This window comes from Pseudomonas quasicaspiana (assembly GCF_021147825.1).
GTDB lineage: Bacteria > Pseudomonadota > Gammaproteobacteria > Pseudomonadales > Pseudomonadaceae > Aquipseudomonas > Aquipseudomonas quasicaspiana.
The window spans coordinates 268,404-286,146 of record NZ_JAGTPI010000001.1 but is presented as its reverse complement, the minus strand read 5'-3'; the positions used below and the strand labels follow the sequence as shown (position 1 = coordinate 286,146).

General features: G+C 56.6%; 13 protein-coding genes. 5 read left to right on the top strand and 8 right to left on the bottom strand.

The annotated features are described in order from the left end of the window. Positions 1–136: 136 nt before the first annotated feature. Positions 137–1,498: an MATE family efflux transporter gene (locus KDX30_RS01335; RefSeq protein ID WP_122396240.1), complete on the top strand. Its 1,362-nt coding sequence runs from the start codon at positions 137–139 to the stop codon at positions 1,496–1,498. 22 nt (positions 1,499–1,520) lie between these two features. After that, the gene (locus KDX30_RS01330; protein ID WP_122396239.1) at positions 1,521–2,171 is read left to right on the top strand and encodes a TetR/AcrR family transcriptional regulator; all 651 of its coding nucleotides are present in this window, start codon (positions 1,521–1,523) and stop codon (positions 2,169–2,171) included. A 16-nt stretch (positions 2,172–2,187) separates the two neighbouring features. On the opposite strand, the gene KDX30_RS01325 is transcribed toward KDX30_RS01330, so the two are convergent. Both KDX30_RS01325 and KDX30_RS01320 read right to left on the bottom strand, forming a co-directional pair. Continuing rightward, on the bottom strand, positions 2,188–4,932 hold the full coding sequence (locus KDX30_RS01325) for a beta-glucosidase (protein ID WP_231674760.1): 2,745 nt from the start codon (positions 4,930–4,932) through the stop codon (positions 2,188–2,190). Next, positions 4,929–5,171, bottom strand: coding sequence for a hypothetical protein (locus KDX30_RS01320; RefSeq protein ID WP_122703741.1), 243 nt, complete (start codon positions 5,169–5,171; stop codon positions 4,929–4,931). Before KDX30_RS01320 ends, KDX30_RS01325 begins: the two co-directional genes overlap by 4 nt. Before the next feature lie 604 nt (positions 5,172–5,775). Here KDX30_RS01320 and KDX30_RS01315 point away from each other — a divergent pair. Beyond that, positions 5,776–6,093 (top strand): hypothetical protein, encoded by a 318-nt coding sequence (locus KDX30_RS01315; RefSeq protein ID WP_231674759.1) that lies wholly within the window; start codon positions 5,776–5,778, stop codon positions 6,091–6,093. A 20-nt stretch (positions 6,094–6,113) separates the two neighbouring features. On the opposite strand, the gene KDX30_RS01310 is transcribed toward KDX30_RS01315, so the two are convergent. Genes KDX30_RS01310 through KDX30_RS01300 form a run of 3 tightly spaced genes read right to left on the bottom strand, consistent with a single transcriptional unit; the run spans position 6,114 to position 11,263 of the window. Further along, entirely contained in the window at positions 6,114–8,495 is a 2,382-nt protein-coding gene (locus KDX30_RS01310) for a hybrid sensor histidine kinase/response regulator (protein WP_122703739.1), read from the bottom strand. 30 nt (positions 8,496–8,525) lie between these two features. Then, positions 8,526–8,987 carry a response regulator gene (locus KDX30_RS01305; protein ID WP_027898985.1) on the bottom strand — a complete coding sequence of 154 codons (462 nt, stop codon included), beginning with the start codon at positions 8,985–8,987 and terminating at the stop codon, positions 8,526–8,528. Next, on the bottom strand, positions 8,987–11,263 hold the full coding sequence (locus tag KDX30_RS01300) for an ATP-binding protein (RefSeq protein ID WP_231674758.1): 2,277 nt from the start codon (positions 11,261–11,263) through the stop codon (positions 8,987–8,989). Before KDX30_RS01300 ends, KDX30_RS01305 begins: the two co-directional genes overlap by 1 nt. A 363-nt stretch (positions 11,264–11,626) precedes the next feature. On the opposite strand from KDX30_RS01300, the gene KDX30_RS01295 reads away from it, so the two are divergent. Then, positions 11,627–11,965: a nuclear transport factor 2 family protein gene (locus KDX30_RS01295; RefSeq protein WP_231674757.1), complete on the top strand. Its 339-nt coding sequence runs from the start codon at positions 11,627–11,629 to the stop codon at positions 11,963–11,965. Positions 11,966–11,992: 27 nt separating this feature from the next. On the opposite strand, the gene KDX30_RS01290 is transcribed toward KDX30_RS01295, so the two are convergent. The 3 genes from KDX30_RS01290 to KDX30_RS01280 form a co-directional block, all read right to left on the bottom strand. Then, entirely contained in the window at positions 11,993–12,547 is a 555-nt protein-coding gene (locus KDX30_RS01290; protein ID WP_231674756.1) for a nucleotidyltransferase family protein, read from the bottom strand. Positions 12,548–12,580: 33 nt separating this feature from the next. Further along, on the bottom strand, positions 12,581–13,768 hold the full coding sequence (locus KDX30_RS01285; RefSeq protein ID WP_231674755.1) for an MFS transporter: 1,188 nt from the start codon (positions 13,766–13,768) through the stop codon (positions 12,581–12,583). A 209-nt stretch (positions 13,769–13,977) separates the two neighbouring features. Further along, on the bottom strand, positions 13,978–15,870 hold the full coding sequence (locus KDX30_RS01280) for a WD40 repeat domain-containing protein (protein WP_231674754.1): 1,893 nt from the start codon (positions 15,868–15,870) through the stop codon (positions 13,978–13,980). A gap of 292 nt (positions 15,871–16,162) precedes the next feature. On the opposite strand from KDX30_RS01280, the gene KDX30_RS01275 reads away from it, so the two are divergent. Continuing rightward, the gene (locus KDX30_RS01275; RefSeq protein ID WP_122396231.1) at positions 16,163–17,155 is read left to right on the top strand and encodes a hypothetical protein; all 993 of its coding nucleotides are present in this window, start codon (positions 16,163–16,165) and stop codon (positions 17,153–17,155) included. Positions 17,156–17,743: the final 588 nt, after the last annotated feature.

Below are 17,743 nucleotides of genomic sequence, written 5' to 3'. Positions count from 1 at the left end.
GCCTCCACACCCTTGGTCGGCCCTCAGTAGATATCGCGCAACGGCGATAGCAACCGAACCTGCGCACCGCTAGAATCGCCGCCTGAATGAGCTTCGCCACTGCTGCTGGCGAAGTATTGCCTGTTTGGGGAATGTGATGGCGGTAGCCCGCGCGAAGTTTACTGAAGGGCTTATAGCGCGCCATATCCTGGTGATGACCAGCACCGGCGCCCTGAGCCTGTTCGCAGTGTTTCTGGTAGACATCCTGACGCTGGTCTATGTCTCCATGCTGCACCAGCCCTTGCTGCTGGCTGCGGTCGGCATCGCCAAGGTATTGATCTTTCTCAACAGTGCTTTGGCCAACGGTTTGATTATCGCGGCGGCGACGGTGTTGTCCGAGCGTATCGGGCATCGTGCGACCAAGGCTGTCTCGCGCTTCACCGCCAGCCTTATGTTGATGGTGCTTGTCGTGTGCGGTCTATCAGCTGCCTTGCAACTGGCGTTGATCGTTCCGGTGACTCATCTGTTAGGTGCGGATGCTGCGACTTATGAAGCAGCACGGGTGTTTATCTGGCTGACGTTGCCGTTCAGTGTGCTGCAGTCGTTGATGCAGATGACGGCGCAAATCCTGCGCACGGCCGGGGATAGTCGTCGGGCGCTGTGGGTGGTGCTGTCGGGTGCTGCCACACTGGCTATTGCTGATCCATTGCTGATTTTCGTCTTTGGTCTGGGGCTGGAAGGCGCAGGCCTTTCCTATGCCTTGTCTGCGTTAATGTCTGCCTGCCTGGGGCTGTATTGGGTACGTCGCCATGTCGGGCTGACGATGTCCATCAAGCTCAAACTGCTGCGCATGCATGTCAGGCGCACGTTCAGGGTTGCCTTGCCTGCCATGGTGGGCAATTTGGCGACCCCGGTGGGGGTGGCGTATCTTGTCTCGAGCGTGGCTACTTTCGGTACCTCGGCCCTGGCGGCAATGGCGGTCCTTGATCGGGTCTTGCAGTTTTCCTACTGCGCTTTTTTTGCCTTGCCGAGTGCATTGGCACCGGTGCTGGGACAGAATATCGGCGCTCATCTGGATCAGCGGACCCATTCGGCAATTGCCTTTACCCGCAAACTGGTCATTGTCTATGGCCTGGTTGTCTGGGGATTGTTGCTGTTGGCAAGCGGGCCTGTTGCGGACTTCTACGACCTGGAAGGTGAAGGCCGAGTGCTGTTTCTTGCGTTCTGCCAGTTTGGCGGTGGCTTGTGGGTGCTCATTGGCCTGGATTTCGTCTCGATTGCGGTGTTCGTGACGATGCAGCGGCCATGGCTGGTCGCTGTGTTTGCCTGGCTTCGGTCAACGATCGGTACAGTGCCGTTCATATTCGCGGGCACGCACCTGTTCGGAAGCAGCGGGTTGATGCCGGGTACGTTTACCGGTAACGCGTTGATCGCATTGACGTCGACCTGGGTCGCGTCCATCACCGCCAGGCGATTCTTTATACGTCGGGCCCAGCCAGCGAGCGTCGGGAAAATTTGAATGCAGTTGTTATCGGATTTTTATGTCAGTTGACGAATCAGGGAATGAATCAGGCGAAGAGCTTTCGCCAAAGCGTCGCAGAGCGCCCAAAGGGGAAATGCGCAGAACTGCGTTGCTGGACGCGGCCACGGTTATTTTCGCCCGGGACGGCTATACCAGTGCTTCGATGCGCGACGTCGCGGCGCTTGCCGGTATTACCACCGTAGGTCTGCTGCATCACTTCCCGAATAAAGAGGCGTTGCTGGCTGCACTGCTGGAGCGCCGAGATCAGCGGGTGACTTCGAGGTTTCGCGATCTCACGACCGAGCTGACACTGACCGGCTTTCTCAAGTTCTTGAGGTTGAGCATGGGGTTCAGTATCGAGGACGCTGCCGAATGTCAGGCGTCAATGGTGATGAATACCGAAAGCCTGTCTGACGCACACCCGGCATTTGCCTGGCACAAGGAACGCTTTCATCTCACCCATGATCATGCTCGCGGTCATTTGACGGCGTTGATAGAGGCTGGGGAAATTCGCGCGGACATTGACATCAAGGCCATGGCCCAGGAAATTTTCTCGGTCATGGATGGCTTGCAGATTCAGTGGCTGAGAAGCCCTGAAGAGGTGGACGTGATGGCGGTGTTCGACATCTATTTGCGGCGCTTGGGGAAGGACATTCAGGCTCATCCCTGAGCCTGAATGCTGACGCTTAGTAGGCCTGTGCGGCGTTAACCTGCACGGCCTTGCGCAGCGGCAATGGCAGTGGGTTGCTGTCGCGGGTGGTCAGGTGTTCCGGGAACAGCGTGGTCAAAGTGCGGTTCAGGGTCAGGTTCTCTGAGTCGGAACCCACGAGAATCTTGAACTTGCCTGCATCCACATCCCAGCTCGCGGTCTTGTCGACGTAGTAGGCCAGGGAGCGCGAGTCAATCGGGATGCTGACGGTCTTGCTCTCGCCCGGTTGCAGGTACACCTTGGTGAAGCCTTTGAGTTCTTTCTCCGGACGATCAACCGCAGGTTTCACCGGTTGCACATACAGCTGCGCCACTTCGAAGCCAGCCTTGTCGCCGGTGTTGGTCAGCGTGAACTTCACGTCGATGGTAGCGCCAGGACTCAGCACGTTGGTCGACAGTTTCAGATCGCTATAACCGAACGTGGTGTACGACAGACCGTAGCCAAACGGGTAGAGCGGTTTTGCGTGTTTCTTGTCATAACCGCGATAGCCCATGTACAGGCCTTCGCTGTAGGTCATCTCGGTCAGGGCATTGTTGCCACGGTAAGCAGCCGGGTCCGGGTAGGACGCATAGCTCGGGTTATCTTCGATTTTTTTGTCGATGGTGATCGGCAGTTTGCCCGATGGGTTGACCTTGCCATACAGGATCTCGGCCAGTGCCTGACCGCCTTGCTGACCCGGGAACCAGGCTTGCAGGGTAGCGCCGACTTTGCTTGCCCAAGGCTGCATGTCTGCAACTCCGCCGCCGTGCATCACCACGATGGTGTTGGGGTTGGCGCGGGTCACAAAGCTGATCAGCTCAGCCTGTTGGTCGGGCAGTTCGAAACCGTGGTCGGAACCTTCGCCTTCATGCTCGTAGTTGGAGCCAGTGGCGACGACTACCGCGTCGTATTTCGACAGATCCTTGGGCGGACGCAGGGAAGCCCAGCTCATCTGTACGCCAGTAACACCGCCCAGTGCCGGGATGAAGTTGCCCTGTACGCGCTGGTATTCGAGTTTCACGGAGTAGGACTTGCCTGCCACCAGCGCGGCAGTTTTGCCAGAGGTGGTCATGGCGTTCACGACGTCGGCGGAGTACGGCACGCCGTCGCTCTGCAACACCAGCTCGTCGTTGACCCACAGTTTGTAAGGACCGTCTGCACGCACTTTGAACACGTGAGCGCCGGAAACCGTCGGCTTGATGTTCGCCGTAAAACGAGCCGAGAACGCACCCGCTGAAGGGCTGAAACCGGATACAGCGGTGGTGCCTGCGTTGGTTTCGTTGGTGCCGGTGGTCCAGTTGAGGTTCACACCCGGCTCGACGCGGGTCACGCTCGGGCTGCCCGAAAAGCTGGTGTTGGAAAAGTACTCGGCTTTCACGCCAGAGTTGTTCACACCGTTGCTACCCGTGGCAGGCTGATACCAGGCTGCGGATTTCGGGTTAAGGCTCAGCTCGGACAGATAAGTGACATTCGAGCTGCTCGACGCCAGTTGCTGCAAGCCGCTTAGCTCGGTGACGTAGCTGTTGGGCGGCGAGTTGGCCGTGCCGAATGGCGATGCCGGTGCTTCGTGTGCCCAGTCGCCGATCACTGCGATTTTGGCAGTCTTGGCCAGTGGCAGCAGCGGTTTGCCTTCCGTGGTGTTTTCGTTGCGCAACAGCACGATGGATTCGCGAGCGGTGTTCAATGCTGCGCGTGCGCCGTACTCCGGATGGTCCAGCGTCTTCGCAGTGTTGAGGTTTTCCTGGAAGTCGTAGCTGACGATGGCGCGCAGGTTGCGCTTGACCTTGTCATCGATGACGTTCTGGGTCAGCTGACCGCTCCAGAGATACGGCAGCAGGTTGGCTTCGGTAAATTGCAGACCCGACGGCATGTCGATATCGGTCCCTGCCCAGGCTCCCTTGAACGCATCGTGAATGGCGTTGAAGTCACTGATTACAGTGCCCTGATAACCCCATTCGCCCTTGAGCACTTCAGTGATCAGGTGGTGGTTTTCGCAGGCGTAGTCACCGTTGATTTTGTTAAAGCCGCACATGATCGAGGCGACGTTCGAGTTTTTCACCATCGACTCGAAGCCTGGCAGATACAGCTCGCGCAGGGTGCGTTCGTCAGCGATGACGTTGACCGCCTGACGATTGGCTTCCTGTTCGTTGGCCAGGTAGTGCTTGCCGCTGGCCTGGATGCCTTGCGCCTGAATGGCGTTGACCACTGCAGGAGCCAGAACCGCACCGAGGAATGGATCTTCACCGCTCATGTACTCGGCAGAACGACCGTTGTAGGGCGTGCGGTACAGGTTGACGCCCGGTGACAGCATTTGCTGGCCGCCCGAGATGCGGGTTTCGTAGGCGATGGCCAGGCCGAACTCTTTGGCGCGGTTGATGCTCCAGGTCGCCGCGAGGGCAGACTGTGACGGGTACTGCGCACCAAAAGTGGCGTTGTTGACGTGCACGCCCATGGACGAGTCATACGCCGTGGTGCCCTTGATGCCCCACTTGAGCAGCGGCGGAATCATGTGTCCGTCGTTGACGCGAGTGAAGTTGATCTTCTCGGACTGGTTCATGTTGTCGAGGATCGAGCTGACACGGGCTTCAACCTCGTTGCCGGTGGCTGGCGTCACCGCTGCGAGTGCCATGTTGGCTTGCAGAATGCCGAAGGTCAGCAGGCTCAGGCCGAGGGTGTGTTTGAAGGCTGACAAGGCGGGCGTCCTTTTTGCGTAGGCAATCGACTGATAGTTGGAAGGGGTCATGGACGTTGCGCCTGCGCTGGAGCGTCATCGGTGACCACCGGTGCGTCGAGCACGGCAGAAGGGCCTTTTGCCGTTGCTGTGCTGACATTGGCAACGCCAGTCAGTTGGTCGCGCTTGGCCTCGACCTGCACGCGAATCTGTTCCGTGGAAGTTGCAGTGTTGGTTGCAGAGCTGGAGTCGGCCGCCAGGGCAGACAAACTATGGGCGCAGAGTAGCACTGCGCTGAAAACAGACAGCATGGGTCTGGTCATCGACTAAATCTCGATTAAGGGGTCGGGGAAATAAATAAACGCGGTTGCGGCCATCAGCCGAACGTTAAGTCCAGCGCCAGGATTAAAAGTTCACTGACGAATAGAATATTTGTCTAAATGTTTTTATTAAATGATGGCACTTGGCCTTAACCGCTTTTTTTCTTGTTTTCCCGCGCTTTTGCAAGCTGTTAATAACGGTTTTAACGTGATTTATTGGTGAAAAATGCTAAAAAATATGGGTTTTATTGATTTAAATAGCGGTTAAAAACTGATTTATCAGTTAAAAATTGCTATTTAGTAAACCTAATTGCAGTTAGGTTTAGTGATCTGGTAAGCTTTGCTCACTGTGGAAAGTTGGTGTTTTTACTGGTGAGTTTCTTCTGTTTAATAAACAGGTTATCGCTGTTTTCAGGCGCTCTATGTGAATTAAAGAGTTGTTTGTCCAGTGGCGATAATTAGTATCTAAAGTCTCGGTTTGCCACGCGGGTATGTGATCGTGCGCATGCGATGTAAAAGTCTGCGCATTATTATGATTTTTGTTTGTGGCAGAAGAGCATCTTCTCTTCGACTTATTCTTCAGATGCCTTCGCTTATGCCGTCCCCCCTTGCTGATTCTCCCCGACTGATAACCGTCGATGACCGATACAGGGTTGACCTCGCGGTATTGACTGCCGTCCGGGCGCTCAATCTTGCAGGCTCCAGAAAGCTTACGTTCGGCCAGATTTACACCCGACTGATTCGCTCCCAGGCACGCGTTCCAACGATCACGGAGTGCGTAGTGGCTGTGGATGTATTGGTAAAGGAGGGGCTGCTGGTGTCGGAGCGGGTGCTGGATGAAGATCCGGCGTTTCCGTACACCCAGCACATCATCAGTGGGCTGACCGAGATTGGCGCAGCCCTGCTGATTTAGGAGAGGTCAACAAAGGAGTGTCAGCGACGGCCTGCGCTGCTCAAGACGTCGTGCAGTTTGTTTCTCAGCTCGATCTCGTTAAACGGCTTTTGTACCACCGCGGAGCCAGTGAGGCCCAACACGTCGGTATCGGCGTAGCCGGTGACAAACAGCACGGGCAGGGTGGGATACTTTTTATGGATCAGGCTGGCCAGCTCGCCACCGGTCATGCCCGGCATTGCGAAATCAGTCAGCACCAGATCAACGCTCGGGTCCAGCATCGACAGCGCCATCGCACCGTCCTTGGCCTGTTTGACCTTGTACTCCATGGACTCGAGCATCTGTACAGTCACGGCCCGAACCTCAGGGTCATCATCTACCAGCAAAATCGTGTGTGAACCACCCACCCGCGCCGGAGCCTGATTCGGATTCTTTTCTTCCGGCAGGACAGCAGGTTTATCCACGCTGGGCAGATAGACCAGAACTCGGGTGCCGACGCCCAGTTCACTTTCAATCATCACGCCGCCGCCTGACTGCTTGGCGAAACCAAACACCTGAGCCAGGCCCAGACCTGAACCCTTGCCGACATCTTTAGTGGTGTAGAACGGCTCGAACGCGCGCAGCAAGGTTTCGGGGCTCATGCCACTGCCCGAGTCACGGATGGCCAGCACCACATATTTGCCGGGCTCCGGGTCCTCGGGACGGACCGCAGGTTGAGTGATTTCCGCGTTGAACGTGGAAAAGCACAGCGACCCACCCATGGACATGGCGTCTCGCGCATTGATCGCGAGATTGAGAATAATCATCTCGGTCTGGGTCGGATCGCCCATGGCGTACCACAGATCACTGGCCAGATCGGTCTCGATCCAGATGCTGCCGCCCAGTGCGCGACCGAGAAGGGTGCCCATGCCGCGAATAGTGTCGTTGAGATTGATCGCTGTGGGTTGCAAGCGTTGGCGTCGAGAGAACGACAGCAATTGGGCAGTGAGTCTGGCACCGCGCTCGCCAGCATCCTTGACGTTCTGCAAGCGCTTGACGGTCTTGTCCAGTGTGCCGCGTTCGATATCCCTGATCGCGAAAGTGGTACTGGTCAGAATCACGGTCAGCAGGTTGTTGAAGTCATGCGCCACACCGGCGGTCAATTGGCCCACCACTTCTAGACGCTGCATTTGTTGCAGGTCGGCTTCGATGCGTTCCCGCTCACTGATCTGCGAACGCAGGCGCTGGTTGGCTGCAGCCAGCTCATCAATGACCGCACGCTCCTCAGTGATGTCGCGAACGGCGGCATACATCAAGCCGTCCTCGGGCACGATGGTCCAGGACAGCCAGCGGTAATCACCTGATTTATGCTTCATCCGGTTGACGAAACGTGTCGATACATTGCCCTGAGCGATGCTTTCCAGCTCGTGGAGAGTGGTGTCGAAGTCTTCCGGATGGATCAACTCCCACAAGCGCATCTGGCTGATTTGTTCATGGGACCAGCCTAATGTCGCTTCCCAGGCCGGGTTGAACGATATCGGGGTCATGTCCAGTTGCAACACGGCCAGCAGCTCTCTGGACAACTCCCAGATTCGATCCCGCTCACGGGTACGCTGCTCAATACGGGCGCCCAGCACCTCGTTCAGTTCAACGAGCTCCCGGGTCGCCTGCTTGCGCTCGGTGATGTCTTGCATGACGCCAGTGATGCGCACACATTGGCCGTCTTCGAACACGGAGCGGCCACTGGAGAACAGCCAGCGTGATCGGCCACCCGGCATCAGCGCGCGATATTCGATCTGGTAGTCGGATTCCCTGGCGATGGCCGCACTGATCTTTGAGTCCAGGAGCGCGCGATCATCCGGATGGCAGCGCTCCAGAAGAAAAGGCAGGTTGACCACGGTGTTGGGCAGGATTTCATACAAGGCGTTACAGCGCTCATCCCAAAGCATACGGCCGGTGGATGGCTGAATTTCCCAGACGCCCATCATTGCTGCTTCGATGGCGAGTCTGGCCCGCACTTCAACGTCCTGAAGGGCGGTTTCCGCTGCACGGCGCTGAGTCCTCTCGCGTACTTCCGATACCGCTCGCCTGACGGCCTTGGGCAGCATCTTGAAGTTTTGCTTAAGGACGTAATCGACCGCACCCAGGCGCATCATTTCCACGGCCTGTTGCTCGCCGAAAATGCCTGAGAGAAAAATGAAGGGGGTTTCTGGCGCTAGTTGCTGGGCAATTTTCAGGACTTCTGCGCCGGAAGAACCCGGCAGCAGGAAGTCACACAGCACCACATCAAATACCTCCTGGCCCAGCGCCTGGGAGGCACCCTGGTGATTGTGCACCAGGGTCGAGTCAACTTTGATACCACTGGCCTCCAGGGACAAAAGGGTCAATTCCGCATCCTGCGGACTGTCTTCGATGAGGAGGATCTTTAATTCGTTCAGTGGCATTAAGTCTGACTGCGCTTAATCAATTTAGGGTCAGGAACTGGTACGACGCTGAGCTCTGACAGAACCTGGTGGTGGTTCGTTCAGAACGGCCCAGAAAATACCCAGATCGGAGATGGCACTGACGAACTCCTTGAATTCGACAGGCTTGACCACGTATGCGTTGACACCCAGTTCATAGGCGCGTGAAAGGTCCATTTCCTCGCGGGAGGAGGTGAGCATGACTACCGGAATGCTGCGCAAATCATCGGAATGGCGAATGGCGTCCAGTACCTGCAACCCGTCGACCTTGGGCAGTTTCAGGTCCAGAAGCAGGACCGCCGGATTACCGTCCACGCGATCGGCGTAAGCATTGCGGCGGAACAGGTAGTCAAGGGCTTCCGCGCCGTCGCGCAGAACGATCACTTCGTTGGCCAGTTGGCTGCGTTCGAGCGCAACCAGGGTCAGTTCCAGATCGTTGGGGTTGTCTTCAACCAGCAGAATTGGCTTGAGCATTATTTTTCCTTCGTACTCAGACGACTGGGTTCAGGTGTTTTGTAAGGAAGGGTGAAAGAGAACGTTGCTCCTTCGCCCAGAACGCCTTGCGCGTGAACGGTGCCGCCATGGCGCTCGATGATTCGTCGGACATTGGCCAGGCCAATTCCGGTGCCTTCGAACTCTTCCATCCGGTGCAAGCGCTGGAAGACCCCAAACAATTTGTCGGCGTATTGCATATCGAAGCCCACGCCGTTATCACGAACGCTGACGACAACACCTTGAGACTCCTGAACCGCAGTTATTTCAATGACAGCAATGGTTTCATTGCGGGTGTATTTGATTGCGTTGGCGAGCAGGTTGCGCATCGCCAGGTGTAAAAAGGCCGGGTCGGCAATGATGATCGGCAAATTGCCCACCCGCCACTCGATGGTCCGGCCTTCGTAATCGGGCTGCATTTCTCGCTGGATCGATTCGACCATGGCCGTCAGGTTGACCTCTGACTGGCGCATGGCGGAGCGGCCCATCTGCGAGAAACTCAGCAGATTGTCCACCAGCGTACCGGCAAACTTGGCTGATTCGCCGATGGTGTCGAGGAAGCGCTGGCCGCGGTGGGAGAGGTTGACCTCTTCCATGTCCTTGAGTAGTTCGGCATAGCCTGCGATATGCCGAAGAGGCGCCCGCAAGTCGTGGGAAACGCTGTAGGAAAATGCTTCTAGTTCTTTATTGCTGCGCTTGAGCTCCATGGCCAGTTGCGCCATTTCTTCGGCTTTGCGTAACACGATGCCAAGAACGGCAAGACGCAGTTCCGCCACTCCTTCCAGCTCGGCGTCTTCCCAGGGAGACGAATATCCTTCGACATTCTGCTTCCACAGCTCAAAGCTCAGGCGGGGGCTCAGTGCGCCGTTTTTATCGACGGCTTTCTCGGGTTTTCCTGCCCAGTGAACAACTCGCGCCTGTTCTGGTTTGAACCAGATCAGGTAGTTCGAATGCAGCTCGGAAATCGACACTGCCAGCACACCACTCACTGACTTGGCCAGGCCCGGGATTGGTGCGATATCGAGGCTGACGTTGTTGGTATGAAAGACATTGGGCCCACCACGTTCGGCCAGCCACTCGGCAAGTGCCTGAACATGGCGCTCTGCAGGCGTCTGACCGAACAAGTGGCACTCTTCCTCGGAAACCACGGCTGCGCCGCAGGCACCCACGAACCTGATGAATGTGTCTGACAGGGATTGCAGGCCCTTGAACACGCTGTCTTGGTCGGCCATTGCCGCCAGCATGTGAACGATGTCCTTGCGCAGGCTCAGCATGCGATGGCTACGCAGGTGGGCCTCTTTGGTTTCCACTTGCAACGACAAGACCCGGCCAAGCAGCTCGCAGGCTGAGCGTGTCTGGAAACTGACAGGGTGCGGCGTGGGGTTGTGGCAGGAAATCAGGCCCCACAATTTACCATCGACCACAATCGAGATGGACATGGAGGCGCCGGTGCCCATATTGCGCATGTACTGCAAGTGGACCGGGGAGACGCTGCGCAATGTCGCGTAACTCAGGTCGAGAGGGCGCTGTGTCTTCGGGTTGGTGCCGGGGATGATCGCTGACGGGGTGTAGTTCGAGTCGGCAATAATCCGGATGCGGTTGAGGCAATACAGTTCACGTGCCTGAGCCGGAATATCCGACGCCGGGAAACACAGGCCCAGATAGCTGGGCATGTCCGCGTCAGCCAGCTCGGCATTCACCACACCGTTACCAGCCTCATCGAATCGGTATGAGTTAACACGTCCGAAGCCGGTGATGCGCTTGATAAAACGGACCGAGCGTTCACACAGCTCGTCGACGCTTTCTTCTTCACGCATCTGGCTGATGAACGCACGCACCAGTGGATACAACTTGCCATGCGCCGTTACGGTGTCGCCGGCCGGTTCGAACTCGGCAATCAGCGCGCCTTCGTGACGGTGCAACATCATGGCAACGTGTTGACCGGCACGATCACCCTTGAGGAAGGTGACGTCACCCACGTGATAAGGCTGCGCCTCATCTTCGTCCAGCTCACCCAACTGCCCAATGAATGCCGACCCATCTTTGACCAGGGAGTCGAGGTGACTGCCCAGCAACACGTCATGATCGAGATTCAGCCACTGGGCAATGTTTTCGCTGATCTGAACGATCGTCATCCCGGGTTCATCAATAACGATGAGGAACCCTTGAGGCTGAATGCTACCCGGCGTGCGAATGGGTTCGCGCGCGCAGTTATCAATTGCAGCCTGCAGAGATGCATGAGTGTCGATCGCGGTCAAAACTTTCCCCTTTGAAGGCCTTTGAGACGGTAGGCACAGGCTCAGGTGATGAGCTGAAGAAGGCCGAATAGCATTCGTCCCGAAAAATCCGATGACACAGTATCAAATTATGACGACTTCATTGCTGTGATTAGCGCTTTGGTAAACGGTTAGAGGCGTTTTTTTTGTTAATACCCCAGTTTTTACATCCATTCGTCTGAATACCCCTTTTCGAATAGCTGCTATAGCATTTTTTTTTACAGGCTGGTCGCTTTTTTACGTTCCCTCCAGGTGGCACAACTCTATGACTAAATGACCATGAGCGGTTGTTATTCAGGCAATAATATTCTTCTGAAGCCCGGCCATCACTCAGGGAAGGCGACGATGAATATTCATGCTCACATAGAAGATCTGGAGCACCGTTTGCTCCAACAGGACGTGCGTGCTGACGAGGCAACCGTACTGGCCTTGATCGCGGATGACTTCATGGAGTTTAGTGCGAGTGGCAGGGTGTGGACCAAGGACGATGTGATTACGGGTTTAAAGTCCGAGGCCTTTGTTTCGCGGTCCATGAGTGACGTTCAGGTGCGGGCATTGGCGGCTGATGTCGTACTCATCACTTATGTGTGCCAAAGCACAGTGAACTCTTTGCGTAGCTCGATCTGGCGTAAGCATCGGGACATCTGGCAGATGACCTTTCACCAGGGCACGAAGATTGAATAGCGCCGTTACGCCAGTGCTGACCTGTTGCTAAACAATCCGCAGCCAAGGCCAACGGCATTGATAGCTGGCCGCTTTTTTCAAAAACATTTGGGGATGAGCGTAATTCGGGTTGATTCGCAGAATGCCTTGCTCCAGTTCGGCAAGGCCATGCGGGGCATAGACTTCATGCGTTTCGATATCCAGACCAAGACACGTCGCAGCAACAAGAAATCGGTCAATCCCCTGTCTGGCTGAGTGGAGTTGTGAATAAGGATAGCCAAATCGCTCACTGAACCAGAGATGCACGCGCGCCTGATTCCTGAGCTCGACGTTTACACCCAGATCCTGAAACAGTTGCGCTGCTGCCTTGATGACTTCGTTTTCTGCCTCCCAAGACAGGTCTTCATCAAAGTAAAACACGTCGTAATCATTCACGCCCCACGCAGATGGCTGACCTGATTGTTGATTCCATACCGCCTGAAAAATGCATCCCGCGGTGAGCATGCATTGGCTGAGGCCCAGAGACGGCAGCCGGGTGACTATTTCAGCGTTCAGCGGGTTAGACATCGCGATGTCGATCAGGCGGTTTGCGGTCAGTGTCATGGTATTCCTTACGCTCAATTACAACGATGTCGCTCAATCGCCACCGTTCATACGGCGCGCAATCAGGTAGACACCCAGACCGGCCAGGGCCGTGGCGGCACCGATATACCCGGTGCTCGTCCAGCCTAGCCCGGCGGTGATAGCCATCCCGCCAAACCATGGGCCCAGCGCATTGGCCAGGTTGAACGCGGCATGGTTGGACGCTGCCGCCAGGCTGGGTGCCTCGTGGGCAATGTCCATCAAGCGGATCTGCAGTGGTGCCGCCAGTGCGACCATCGTTCCGACAAGGGCGATACCCAGCATGACGCCCCACAACGAGCCCGCTGCGAATGGGAAAAACAGCAGCACTGCCATCGACCAGACCAGCAGCACACCCACGGCGCGAAATTGCATGCGGTCGAACAGTTTGCCGCCGACGATATTGCCAATGATGCCGCCGACCCCGAATGCTGCCAGACCAAAGGGAATCCACTGCGGCGTAACCCGGGTCACCTCCAGCATCGTCGGTGCCAGATAGCTGAACACGCAGAACATTCCGGAAAAACCAATGGCCCCAATCGCAAGGGCCATCCAAACCTGCGGTTTCTTGAACGCGAGGAGTTCCTTGCGAGGATCGCTGCGCGGTTCATCGCGGCGATCAGGCACGAAGCGCCAGACCAACCCAATCGTGCAGAGCGCGATAGCTCCTACCAGGGCGAACGCAGATCGCCAGCCGAAGAATTGACCGAGAAAAGTAGCGATCGGGTTACCCAGCAACATCGCCAGGGTCAGGCCCATCATTACCCTTGCTACCGCGCCCGCACGTTTATTGGAGGGCACCATGCTCGAAGCCACCACCGCAGCAATGCCGAAATAGGCGCCATGGGGCAGGCCGCTGATAAAACGAAAGGCAATCAGGCTGCCAAATGTCGGAGTAAACGCAGTCGCCAGGTTGCCCAGAGCGTACAGCGCCATCAGCAATAACAGCAGATGTTTGCGGAGCAGTTTGGCGCCCAGAATCGCCAGCAACGGCGCTCCAACCATCACCCCTAGCGCATAGGCACTGATGGCGTGGCCCACTTGCGGTTCGCTCAATTGCAGGTTGTTGGCGATATCGGGCATCAGCCCCATGATCGCGAACTCGCCAGTACCGATAGCAAAGGCGCCAACAGCCATGGCGGCTTCCATTTTGGCTGCGGAGCGCGCGGGCAAAACGTGCCCGGATGGTTGCTGAATAGACATGCGTGTTCAAATCTCAAAAGGTGACAGGAGTTGCATCGCTGATTCCAGGTAAATATCAGCGAGAGGGTCTAGAGCGCTTATTGACGGTAGAGTTCAGCTGATCTCGGCATTGCCGCTGCCACACTTTACGCATGGCTGTTTTTCCCAGCCATGCGTGTAGTTACAACAAATCCGTCGCAGAAAATATCTGCCGCCGTCGGCAGGCCAACTCACCAGCTCGAAGGCACATCCCAGGCGACCAGGCCGTTATTACAACGTCCCCACAGGCGCTCCCCGGATGGGCTCCATTGCAGTTGCTCAAACTCATTGCATCCTGAGGCTTCAGTTCCCAGTGTGATTGAGCGACCGTTTTCCAGGTTCCATAGCACTGCAGAGTTTTTGCCACCGCTGCCGAGGGCCAGCAGGCGGCCGTTGGGCGAACCCACCGCAGTTTTGAGCGAGTCCCGTCCGGGCAAGGTCAGTGAATAGCGCACCTTGCCACTGGCAATGTCGACAACGTGCATACCGGGATTGACCTGCTTCCCTTCATCCAATACAAAGCCGACCGCGATCCATCCACCTTTGACGGAACCAAAAGACGCAGGGTCCCAGGGTGCCATGCCAGTGTCATCGTTGCGGTCCACATCGCCCAATCGGCGCGGCAACTTCACCACGCGCAACACCTTGCCGGTTTTTCCATCGAGTTCGGCAAGGCCGTAAACGTCTTCGACCCATGTGTTGGGCATGAAGCCGTCCCAGCTTACAGGCTTGATCAGGCTATTGCCGCGCAGGGAACCTTTCATCATGTCCTGGCGCGGGGAGGCAAAGCGCAACGTGTAATTCCAGGGCGTACCGTCGCCAGCGGGTTGCGCGTTGGCTTGCCAGACATTGAGCGTGTCGCGCCCCCCGCTAAGGCTGTGGTCATAGGGTAACGGCACGCCGTTTCCATCGTGGAAATACTTTATGTAGTCGTCCGGTTTGGTCGTTTTTTCGAAGGCCATGGGGTGCTTGAACAGAGAACCGGTCTTAGCGTCAAAGCGCAAAATGAGCCCGCCCGTCGTCAGATACCCCGATTGCCCAGTCGCATCGCGCGACAGCTGCCACTGGTGCGACTTTTCCTCCGTCGAGGTCCATAGTTCCCGCAGCTCACCGGTGGCGTCAGGCGACCAGCGCATTAATGCGCGCGGGTAGCTGCGGATGATCAGTACGCTGCCATCGCCCAGGACGATGAAGTTATCCGGGGACTTAATGGACATGACCGCTTTCGCCTCGAGTACCTTCGCTTTGCTGTCCGGTGGGGTGAGCCTCGGCTCGGTTACAAAAGAAATTGGCCTGGAGGGCGCGCGCCATTGGTCCGGGCTTGCACCCAGTTCCACGTTAGCGTTGGGCAGCTTGCTCAACGCATCGAATACCGGGCTGAACACCTCATCTGGCACGATGCTGCGATACAGGGTTTTGGGCGCGGAGGGGTGAAAAATGTCGAGCTCGGCCAGCTCCCGCATCCGACCGAAGAACCCGGCGTCGGGGTTCGGATACTCATCGTTTCGCGTCAAATAGACCACTGTTGCGGGGCGACCCAAAACAGGGTCAAGCTGCATCACGCGGGCAATGACACGACCGCTGCTGCGGCCTGTTGCTCCATACTTATGCTCAGCGCTGCCGATCCAGGATTTATACTGTTCGGTCAGCGGGGCCATGCGCTTGCTGTCTGATTGAAAGCGTATAGTCCGTTCAATAAGGGCAATACGCTCGGGTATCTCTGATTCAGCCAGAGCGCCGTCGCGTACGTCTTGTTGCAGCTTGGGTAGATCGAACTGTCGGACCAGTTCCCTTACAAGATCAGGACGGCGCGTCAACAGCACATTGCCCCATTCATCCCCCAGTTTGGACAACGGCTCCACACCGGACCGCTCGTCCAGGCGCCCCAGGGGTCGCAACGCAGAGATGACTTGCGGCAGTACCTGGTTGAAGGGCAGGGCAACGACGATGTGCACCTCAGCAAGCCTGCGCCCATCTTTCGCCAGCTCCGACGATTGCAACGCCGATGGAAGCCCTTTGTCGACGTCCTCGGCAGCGCTTGGCTGGATTTGCCAGCCCTGGGGTAACGCTGCGGCATTGTTCATACCGCTATAACCGATCGCCGCAGCCCATAACGCATACTTCCAGAATCCTGCGCATTTCATGTGTTGTACTTCCCTGGTATTCCGGCGTTGTTGCCAGCTTCGGACACTGCTATTCAGTTAAAAACGTATTCGGGTTCGTGAGCAGAAAAATCGACAGTCAATACGGCAAGCGCTGTCAGGCATCATGCGGAGTGACTTCCTTGATTGGCCAGGACTTAGTTTGTCGGCACGTGGGAAAGTGCCGCAGTCTGGATTATCCTTCGCGATTTGAAATCAGTTTACAAGGACGTCCATGATCCCGATTAATCCCCTGGCCATGATGATCGGTTCCATGATCTTCATCTTTTCCCAGGTTTTTCTCTGGCTGCTAATAGCCGGCCTGCTGGCTTTTCTTATCCCTCGTTACAGACGCTCCATGCTGGCGCGGCCCTGGCTGTTCGGCTTGACGTTCGTAGTGCTGGCGGCCGCCAGCGTGCCCTACGTCAATATCGGGGTTACCCAATGGCTTGACTGGCGCGCACATAACCCGCGCCTGGAGCGTGAAGAGGTGCTGGGCGATCTGGTGCTGCCGGCCGGCACGCAGGTCCAGCTGGAAGACGTCAAACCCTTTAACGACCTGAGCGGTACTCCCCGGCCTTACGGCATGCAGAGCCTCAAGCACGCCGACTTCGAACGCACGCCCGGTAACATCATGGGCATACCTGTGCGTTGGCTCGAGCTGTGGCAGGACCATGGTTCGGCGACGGTGGAAATATTGGCGGCTACCGACTTGCAAGGCTGGAGGTGTGAGCCGGGCAAGGTCGAGTTCCGCTTTCCATCCGGCGCCCATTTCAAGTTCTCCGAATGGCGTTTGAACCGCTGCACGCTGGCGCCAGGCAGCAAGCAGGGAGGCATTGTCTGGCCGGGATCGTTGACGGTGTCTTCCACCTCGGGCGATAGCTGGGAGCTGGGGACGGACACGCCGACGCGCCTGCTGGGACTGGAACTGAGATGGCTGAGCATGCGCCTGAACAAGCCTGACGGTGATGTGCTCAAGTGGAGCGGTGAATTGAACAGTGCAGTCGATTTCGGCCCTGTTCACTATCCTGTCGGCGCTCAAGTCAGCAGTTTTCAAGGCTACCTGCTCTTCAGCCCGCCACCTGAGGCGCAGGCCCTGGATCGGCGCACGGGTACGCCCATCGAGTCTGATCATTCGGTTATGCAGAGCGCTGATGGGAAGGTTCTGGATGTGCGCCCGAATGGCGAAGTGGGTGTGTGGTTTTATGACGAGATTGTGGTTCCTTGATTCAGGGGAGCATGGCCGTCGAAGGCTCTATCAAGTTCGGATCGGTTATGGAAAACGCATAATGTTCGCGACAGGCATTGCGCTATTCGCAGTAGGTTTGGGCACTGGAAATCCCGGCTTATCAGACTGTGTGAAAACGTAGCGAGCGACGGCAAGACAAGGCAAAAACAGCCGAAAAAGCGGAGTCTAGGTGTTCTAAATGAGCATTTTTTGGCTGTTTTTAACGCCGTATTGCCGAGCGCAGTAGTTTTCACACAGTCTGTTATGGATACCGGGCTGTGCCTTGATGGCAGCAGGGTGTTTTAAAACAATCAATTGTCGGGACTGGCGGGAAGGAACATCGGTTAAAGCTTCCGGGCGAGGTCAACCAGGCTGAGAGTGGCTGGCGCCAAAAAACATTGGCGCTTGGCTTTTCAGGCGAATTCAGTAAGATTGCGTTTTTTGGATCCAATAAGGATCTATCACCTACTCAAGCAAGCCATTGCCAGCAGCGATAGCTCACCCATTCGGGCAAAGTGCTGAAAGGAAGTCCACCAGTATGATGCCCGATGAAGCTTTACGTGTTACCCGCTGGATGAGCTGCCTCTC